The sequence below is a fragment of the Nonomuraea sp. NPDC049504 genome (genome assembly GCF_040676845.1).
GTDB lineage: Bacteria > Actinomycetota > Actinomycetes > Streptosporangiales > Streptosporangiaceae > Nonomuraea > Nonomuraea salmonea.
Genome location: NZ_JBFAPT010000072.1, coordinates 1 through 6,884, shown reverse-complemented (window position 1 = coordinate 6,884; position 6,884 = coordinate 1). Strand labels below are relative to the sequence as shown.

The window sequence follows — 6,884 nt, the reverse complement described above, 5'->3', positions numbered from 1 at the left end:
GACCGCGCCGCGATCATCCGGCTGGTCGGAGCGGTACTGGCCGAGCAGACCGACGAATGGACCGAAGCCCGCCGCTACATGGGCCTGGACATCCTTGCCAAAGCCCGCGTCCGGCTGATCACCGGCGACACACCGGCCCAGAACCCACTTCCGCAGACACTTACCGCTTAACCTGCAAAAACAGGATCACGCGAAGATCGATTCATACACCACGTCCGTGGACGTGACCGTGCGCGGGCGACGCCCGCAGCCGTCGATTGTGCCGGATACGTACGTACGACCAGGAGCGTCCCTCGGCCATCGCCATTGAGGGCGGCGGCATCCTCCTTGGCTGCGCGCTGGCCGCGGACCGTCTCCGACCGGGTGGCACCATTCCGGCTCCTTGCCTGCTGGAGGGCCGGGGCTCGGCTGGCCGGGTGATGTCGCTGGCAGGGTGGGCTCGTGCACCGCTCCCCTGGAGGACGTCTGAAGGGGCGGGCAACCGTTGGTGGGCTTCAGCAGGTCATAACGGGAGCCGGGACGACGGGAAGGGCGCGGTTGATGCGAGATAAGTCGGATTTCGTGGCGTATGTCGAGGCGCGATCGCCACGACTGTTACGAACCGCCTACCTGCTCTGCCGTGATTGGGCGCAGGCGGAGGACCTGCTTCAGACCGCGCTGGTACGCGTGTGGCGGGCCTGGGGCCGCGTGGGTGAGCATCCGGACGCCTATGTTGCCCGGGTCCTGGTCAACACGCACCTGTCCTGGCGGCGCCGGTTCTGGCGGCGCGAGTTGCCCACGGAAGCACCGCCCGAGATGGTCCTGGCGGACGACATGACCGGCGTGACCGACGAGCGGGCGGTGCTCTGGGCGGCGCTGGGACGCCTGCCGCCGCGCCAGCGGGCGGTGCTGGTGCTGCGCTTCTTCGAGGATCTGCCCGAGTCCGCCGTGGCCGAGATCCTCGGCTGCTCCGTCGGCACCGTCAAGAGCCAAAGCAGCAAGGCGCTGGCCAAGCTGCGTATCGACCCCGAGATCGCGCCGCCGGCGGTGGCGTCCCGTGTGGAAGGAGAGCGGGGATGACGCCTGCCCTGCGTAAGCTGCGTGATCTGTTCGACGACATGAGCGCCGACGCGCCGGACAACCACGGGCGCATCGCCCAGCTTGAGCGGCGTATCCGCAGCGACGCCCGCCGCCGGGCAGCGGGCGCGGCCCTGGCGGGGGTGACCGTGCTCATCGCCGCCGGGGTCTTCGTCCCCGCTTTCTTGTCCCCCGGACGGGCCGTGCCGCCGCCCGAGACCGCGGCGGCCGTGCAGCCGGCGGCCGAGTTGCCGCCGCGTTTCACCTCGGGCGACGGCTCCGCCTATCGCCGGCTCGCCTCGGCCATGCTCAAGGCGGAGTCGAAGGGGGAGACGAAGGTGTCTGTCACGGTTCCGGTCTCGGGCAGGCCGCTGGAGGTGGCCGCGCTGTGCCCGCGGGACGGCTCGATCAAGGTGGCGAGACCGAGGGTCGTCGTGAACGGCGAACCCACTGCCGGCTGGTTCCAGCAGTGCATGACCCGACCGGGGATGGGGATGGCCCTGGACTCGGTGAGCGTGCCCAAGGGCGTGAAGCAGGTGACCATCACCTTCGACGTCACCGGTTCGGGCTGTGTTCGCGAGAAGGGCGGGCCGTGCCCCACCCGTACGTTCTCGCAGCATGCCGACTGGCCCTTGGCGGTCTACGAGTACACGCCGCCGGCCCGGCCCGTCGAGCCGGATCCGGTCGAGGCGTTCCCCTCTCAACTGGGGACCCTGGAGCTGGCCGGTCGGGCCTCTGGGGTGTGGCCGCGCGAGACGTCCTTCGAGCTGACGGTCACGAGCCCGGGCGGCTACTTCCGGATCGAGCAGCTGTGTACGGGCGATCTGGCGGATCGGCTTTCCCTCTCGTATCGGATCGGCGACGAAGCATCCCAAGGGGACGAAGCATCTCAAGGGGAATGGGCCTGTAGTCGTCACCGGGACCTGGACGAGACGAATGGGACGTTGTGGAGCGAGAAGATCCCCGAAGGCACGAAGATCACCATCTCGGGGAAGGTGAGGGTGCGGGGTGGGCATCCCAAGCGCCAGGTGGGCTGGTCGGTGGGGGTGTACTCGAGCAAGATAGTCAGGCTCGCACGCTGAGCTTCCACAGCCGGCCATGAGCCGTACGCGGTGGTCCCGGTCACCGGCTTGACCGCCGCGGCAGCGGAAGCCACCGGCCGGCGCATGGCGCGCGACCCCGGTCCAGAACCGGCATGGCCGGCGCGGTCCGTGGCGTCCATGGGCAGCGCCAACAGAGGGGATGTCGATGAATCTCTCCGGGGAAAGCTGGGAGCTGCTGCGTGCCTACGGCATGGACGACAGTCTCGTCAGCGCGTGGTGCAAGGGGCTGAGCGTGGAGGAGGCGGCGACGCGGCTACGGGCCGACCTGGGTTCGGCCACGCCATGCACGTGGGAGCGTATCGAGGACGGCCTTGATCCGGCTTCGCCGCGGGAGGGCGTCGTGTGGATCGGTGCGCAGGCGCCGGGCTGGGTGCTGATCATCGCCTTCGAGGGGGACCACCTGGCGCTTCCCGAGCCGCAGCGGGCGCTGACTGCGAACGGCGGCGAGCTGATCTACCTCGGCTGGCCCCTGTATGAGATGGAAGGCCCGCAGGATCTTGAGTACGTGGTCGATGGCCGGCCGCGGACGAGCGTCTGCCTCGTCGCCCCCGACGTGCGGGCCGGCCGCGAACCCGACGCACTCAACGCCCACATGGAGGGGCTCGCGCTGGGATCCGGCAACGACTCCGACACCATCTCGGACGCCGCGTTCGCGCTCATCGGCAGAATGACCGGCCGGCCGTTGAGCGCGGACTGGCTGCGGGCTGAGCACACGCGATACGTCCTCCCAATGGGCGCGTGGAACGGGTGAGCCGGGTCAGTAACTGATCACGATCAGGTCGTAGCCGTGGGCGGCGACGTCGCGGTAGTAACGCGCGAGCCACCGTAGGTTGTTCATGGCGCGCGCGAATGTCTCGTCCTCGTCGTCGTCCGAACGCGTCTTGTAGACGCCAGGTGCCATCTCTCTGATCGAGAATTCGCGGCGGATGGACGTCTCGTCCAGTGCCTCGATCGTGTCGGCGGCCTCGATGAGGAACGCTCGGGCGGAGCAGCGCCACAGCATGCCCTGTCCCGAGACCGCGTGGTCGGCGAAGTGCCGGTCGCCGTGGATGATCCGGTACGGCAGCGAGCGCTCCCGCTCCTCGTAGTCGTCCCACTGGCGGTACGCCGCCGGGTCGAGCGCGTACTCGGCTTGCTCATAATCACGTGCACCCGAGCACCAGGGGCCATCGAGCGTGTCGAGGGCGCTTGGACGGTCCGCCAGCATCGCCTGGTTGGTCTCGGACAACGGCTCACCGATGCCGTCGGAGCCGGAGCCGGCGTCGGAGTCGGAGTCGGAGTCGGAGTGGAAGGGCGGCTGCCACGAAGCGGTCTCCCACACCTCCGCATCGCGACGCATCGCCCGGACCGGCTCCGAGTTCAGCCGGACAGGAACGCTCCGCAGGTCCATGCCCATCGTCGTACCTCGATACCGCGTTTACGCGCTTCAGGGTGCTCAAGCGTCCCGCATGAGAAGGTTCTTCGCGGACTGCACGAAGTGGGACACCAGCGGGTTGCGGTCGCCGTTCCGGGTGACGACGACCACCTGGCAGGGCTCGATGCCCTCGACAGGGACGGTGGTGAGGTCGTCTCGCAGGGCAGGGCGTGGGTCGTCGGCGGGTACGAGGGCGATGGCCCTGCCGTCGGCGACGGTTTCGAGCTTGTCCTCGAACGTGTCGACGATCATGTGGCCGAGCGGGGCCGGGTCGCCGTTCGGACGGGGGTCGAGCCGCCAGAACCCGGTCCACAGCGCGGCCATGCCGGCGCAGGCCACGAGGGGTTCGTCGGCGAAGTCCGCGGCGGTGACCGACTCCTTGCCGGCCAGCGGGTGGGTGGCGGGCAGGAGGAGCGCACGGGGTTCGTCGTACAGGACGGTCACGCGCAGGCCGTCGGTCGGGATGGGCAGCGGCGTCCGGGCGACGAGCGCGTCGACCCGGCGCTCGGGCAGGGCGGTGGTCTCGTCCCAGTCCAGGTGGCGGGTGCGGACGTGGGCGCCGGGATGGCGGCGGCGCAGGTCTCGTACGGCGGGCGAGATGACGAGGTCCTCGACGTAGCCGATCGTGATCGTCCGCGGCGGGGCGGCGGAGCGGGCGGTGAGCGCCGCCTGCTGGGCAGCGTGCACAAGCGCCTGCGCCCTCGGCAGGAAGGCCGCGCCCGCCACGGTGAGGCGGCTGCCCTGAGGAGTGCGCTCCAGCAGCCGTACGCCGAGCACGTCCTCCAGCCGCTGGATCTGCCGGCTCAGCGACGGCTGGGCCAGGTGCAGTGCCTCGGCCGCGCGGGCGAAGTTGAGGTGCTCGGCCACGACCGTGAAGTAGCGCACCAGCCGCAGGTCGAGATCGATGGCGGGCTGCGATTCCACTCCTGTTTCGGACACTTCATCACCGTATCCGTTATGCGGATCCTGCATGACGAGGTGCGGAACAGGTCTTGGACGCCCAGGTGAGGGCGGCGGTTGACTGAGGAACGTCCCGCTCGGGACGAGAACCGGTAACCCGAATACCTGTGAAAGGGCTGTCTGATATGGGCAAGTACGAGGGCAAGAATGTTGTGATCACCGGCGGCGGCAGCGGGTTCGGCCTGGCCACCGCGCGGCTGCTGGTGGCCGAGGGCGCGCGCGTCCTGATCACCGGGCGTACCCAGGCCACCTTGGACGCCGCCCGTGCGGAGCTCGGCGACCGCGCGATCGCCGTCCGCAGCGACGCGGCCTCGCTTTCCGACATCGACGCGCTGGCCGAACGGGTGAAGGCCGAGTTCGGCACGGTCGACGCCGTGTTCGCCAATGCCGGCGTCAACGGTTTCGCCCCCTTTGAGGCGACCGGCGAAGAGCTGTTCGACGAGTTGATGGCCATCAACGCCAAGGGGCCGTACTTCACGGTGCAGAAGCTCGCCCCGCTGATGGCCGAGGGCGGCGGCGTCGTGCTCACCACCTCGGTCGCCAACGTGCTCGGCCTGCCCATGCTCAGCGCGTACGCCGCCACCAAGGCCGCCCTGCGCTCCATGACCCGCAGCCTGGCCCGCGAACTCCTGCCCAGCCGCATCCGCGTCAACGCGGTCAGCCCCGGCCCGATCGACAGCGGCATCCTGGAGAAGTCGATGCCCAAGGAGGTGGCCGACCAGACCAAGGCGCAGATGGCCGCCGACAACCCCATGCTCCGCATGGGCACCCCGCCCGAGGTAGCCAAGGCGGTCGTCTTCCTCGCCTTCGAAGCCACCTTCACCACCGGCGCCGAACTCCCCGTGGACGGCGGCGGCTCCCAACTCTGAACCCGGCCAGGGCCCGGCGTGGCTTCGTCGTGCTGCCGCGCAAGGTGGGCAGGCGCGCGCAAGGTCGGCAGGCGCGCGCAAGGCACTGAACAGCGCCTGGGTGGTGACGGCCGCATGCCGTCCTCACAGCCCGATCGCGCCGTCGATCCGTTCACGGAGCAGGTCGGCATGGCCGTTGTGCCGGGCGTACTCCTCGATCATGTGGATGAGCACCCAGCGCAGCGACACCCGTCCGCGCCACGCGTCGTGGCCCTCCAGGTTCAGGTCGGGTGCGGCGGCCGTGAACGCGTCGGCGAACGCCACCTCGCCGCGCCATGCCTCCCATGCCTCCGCGACGACCCGCCGATCGGGCACCGCGCCGTCGAAGTCCTCATCGGGCCGGGTGGCCGAAGAGAAGAGATGCGGTGCGTCCTGGCCGGCCAGGACGCACCGGAACCAGCGACGTTCCACATCGGCCAGGTGGCGGACCAGCCCCAGCAGCGAGAGGGTGGAGGGCTTGACCGACCGGCGGGACAGTTCGGTGTCCAGGCCGGAGCATTTCATCTCCAGGGTCGAACGTTGCGCTCGCAGGAAGTCCGTGAGCATGCGCCGCTCGTCGCCCGTGGCAGGGGGGTCGAACCGGCGGTCATCGGCTGTGGGGAACAGCTCGGCTCGCCTCCGCCGACCGTCCGCGTCGGGGGCAGGCGGGCCCTGATCGTGCCGCTTCGCGTCCTGCGCATGGTGCGGAAGGTGTCCGGTCACTGCCGTGACATGGTCGCGTGGACCGGACACCGCGACGGCGACCTGGCCGATCTGCTCGCCCGGGGTCGCCGCCGGCGCGGCGAGATGGTCGTCGCGGTCGAGGGCCTGCTGGTCGAGACCGACGGTGATCTCGTCTGCGGGGCGCGCCGTGGCGTACAGCTCGCGCAGGTGCTCTGGTGCGGCGCGCAGGACGGACACCGGGCGCGGGTCCGGGCCGGGGGCCAGGTCACCTGGGACGTCCATGGCGTCAGGTGTCGGAGGAGCGCCGGCAGCCGCCGTCCCATGGTGACCCCGAGCACGGCCGCCGGGCACGTCGCCGAAGGCGGCGGCTCGCGCGTGCTCCTGGCATCGCGCCTCGTGGTCGCCGGTCCAGCCGTACCACTCGCCCATCCGCTGGAACTCGCGGGCGATCGTGGTGTCGGAGGTGGTGCGGGCGTCGGTGGAGATGGTGACGGCCAGCCCCTCGGCCAGCAAGCGGTCTGCGGGATGGGCGGCGGGACGGTCTGCGGGATGGGCGGCGGGATGGGCGGCGGCCTCGCGTACCGCCCCGGTCTGCAGGTTGCTGGTCGGGCACATCTCCAGAGCGACGCCGTCCCGCCTGAGCCGGTCGAGCAGGGCGGGATCGTCCGCCGACCGCACCCCGTGCCCGATGCGCGCGGCGCCGAGCACGTCGAGCGCCTCCCACACGCTCTCCGGCCCGGCCGCCTCGCCCGCGTGCACGGTGACGGGGAGCCCGGCGGC

At 70.5% G+C, this 6,884-nt stretch carries 7 protein-coding genes and 1 pseudogene; 5 read left to right on the top strand and 3 right to left on the bottom strand.

Features of this window, described 5'->3' with window-relative positions:
* From AB0K28_RS51515 to AB0K28_RS51500, 4 genes and pseudogenes are all read left to right on the top strand, one after another.
* Positions 1-171 (top strand): annotated as a pseudogene (locus tag AB0K28_RS51515) (IS256 family transposase); the annotation flags it as partial.
* A 390-nt stretch (positions 172-561) separates the two neighbouring features.
* Positions 562-1,059, top strand: coding sequence for a SigE family RNA polymerase sigma factor (locus AB0K28_RS51510; protein ID WP_345390659.1), 498 nt, complete (start codon positions 562-564; stop codon positions 1,057-1,059).
* Complete coding sequence (locus AB0K28_RS51505; RefSeq protein WP_364385992.1) at positions 1,056-2,138, top strand: hypothetical protein; 1,083 nt, start codon at positions 1,056-1,058, stop codon at positions 2,136-2,138. Before AB0K28_RS51510 ends, AB0K28_RS51505 begins: the two co-directional genes overlap by 4 nt.
* Before the next feature lie 166 nt (positions 2,139-2,304).
* Complete coding sequence (locus AB0K28_RS51500) at positions 2,305-2,910, top strand: DUF6461 domain-containing protein (RefSeq protein WP_364385989.1); 606 nt, start codon at positions 2,305-2,307, stop codon at positions 2,908-2,910.
* A gap of 6 nt (positions 2,911-2,916) precedes the next feature.
* Here the strand turns inward: AB0K28_RS51500 and AB0K28_RS51495 are convergent, their stop codons facing one another.
* Together AB0K28_RS51495 and AB0K28_RS51490 are read right to left on the bottom strand one after the other, a co-directional pair.
* Positions 2,917-3,498, bottom strand: a complete 582-nt coding sequence (locus AB0K28_RS51495; protein ID WP_364385986.1) for a hypothetical protein — start codon at positions 3,496-3,498, stop codon at positions 2,917-2,919.
* 96 nt (positions 3,499-3,594) lie between these two features.
* Positions 3,595-4,512: a LysR substrate-binding domain-containing protein gene (locus AB0K28_RS51490; RefSeq protein WP_364385983.1), complete on the bottom strand. Its 918-nt coding sequence runs from the start codon at positions 4,510-4,512 to the stop codon at positions 3,595-3,597.
* A 146-nt stretch (positions 4,513-4,658) separates the two neighbouring features.
* Here AB0K28_RS51490 and AB0K28_RS51485 point away from each other — a divergent pair, with 146 nt between their 5' ends.
* Positions 4,659-5,402 carry an SDR family oxidoreductase gene (locus AB0K28_RS51485; protein WP_345390674.1) on the top strand — a complete coding sequence of 248 codons (744 nt, stop codon included), beginning with the start codon at positions 4,659-4,661 and terminating at the stop codon, positions 5,400-5,402.
* Between the two features lie 123 nt (positions 5,403-5,525).
* Here the strand turns inward: AB0K28_RS51485 and AB0K28_RS51480 are convergent.
* A partial coding sequence (locus tag AB0K28_RS51480; protein WP_364385980.1) for a DUF664 domain-containing protein occupies positions 5,526-6,884 on the bottom strand: 1,359 nt, incomplete at its 5' end.

Bases quoted from the DNA above. Each gene is read 5' to 3' on its own strand.
- AB0K28_RS51485 (WP_345390674.1), top strand. From the start codon at position 4,659: ATGGGCAAGTACGAGGGCAAGAATGTTGTGATCACCGGCGGCGGCAGC.
- AB0K28_RS51505 (WP_364385992.1), top strand. From the start codon at position 1,056: ATGACGCCTGCCCTGCGTAAGCTGCGTGATCTGTTCGACGACATGAGC.
- AB0K28_RS51500 (WP_364385989.1), top strand. From the start codon at position 2,305: ATGAATCTCTCCGGGGAAAGCTGGGAGCTGCTGCGTGCCTACGGCATG.
- AB0K28_RS51495 (WP_364385986.1), bottom strand. From the start codon at position 3,498: ATGCGTCGCGATGCGGAGGTGTGGGAGACCGCTTCGTGGCAGCCGCCC.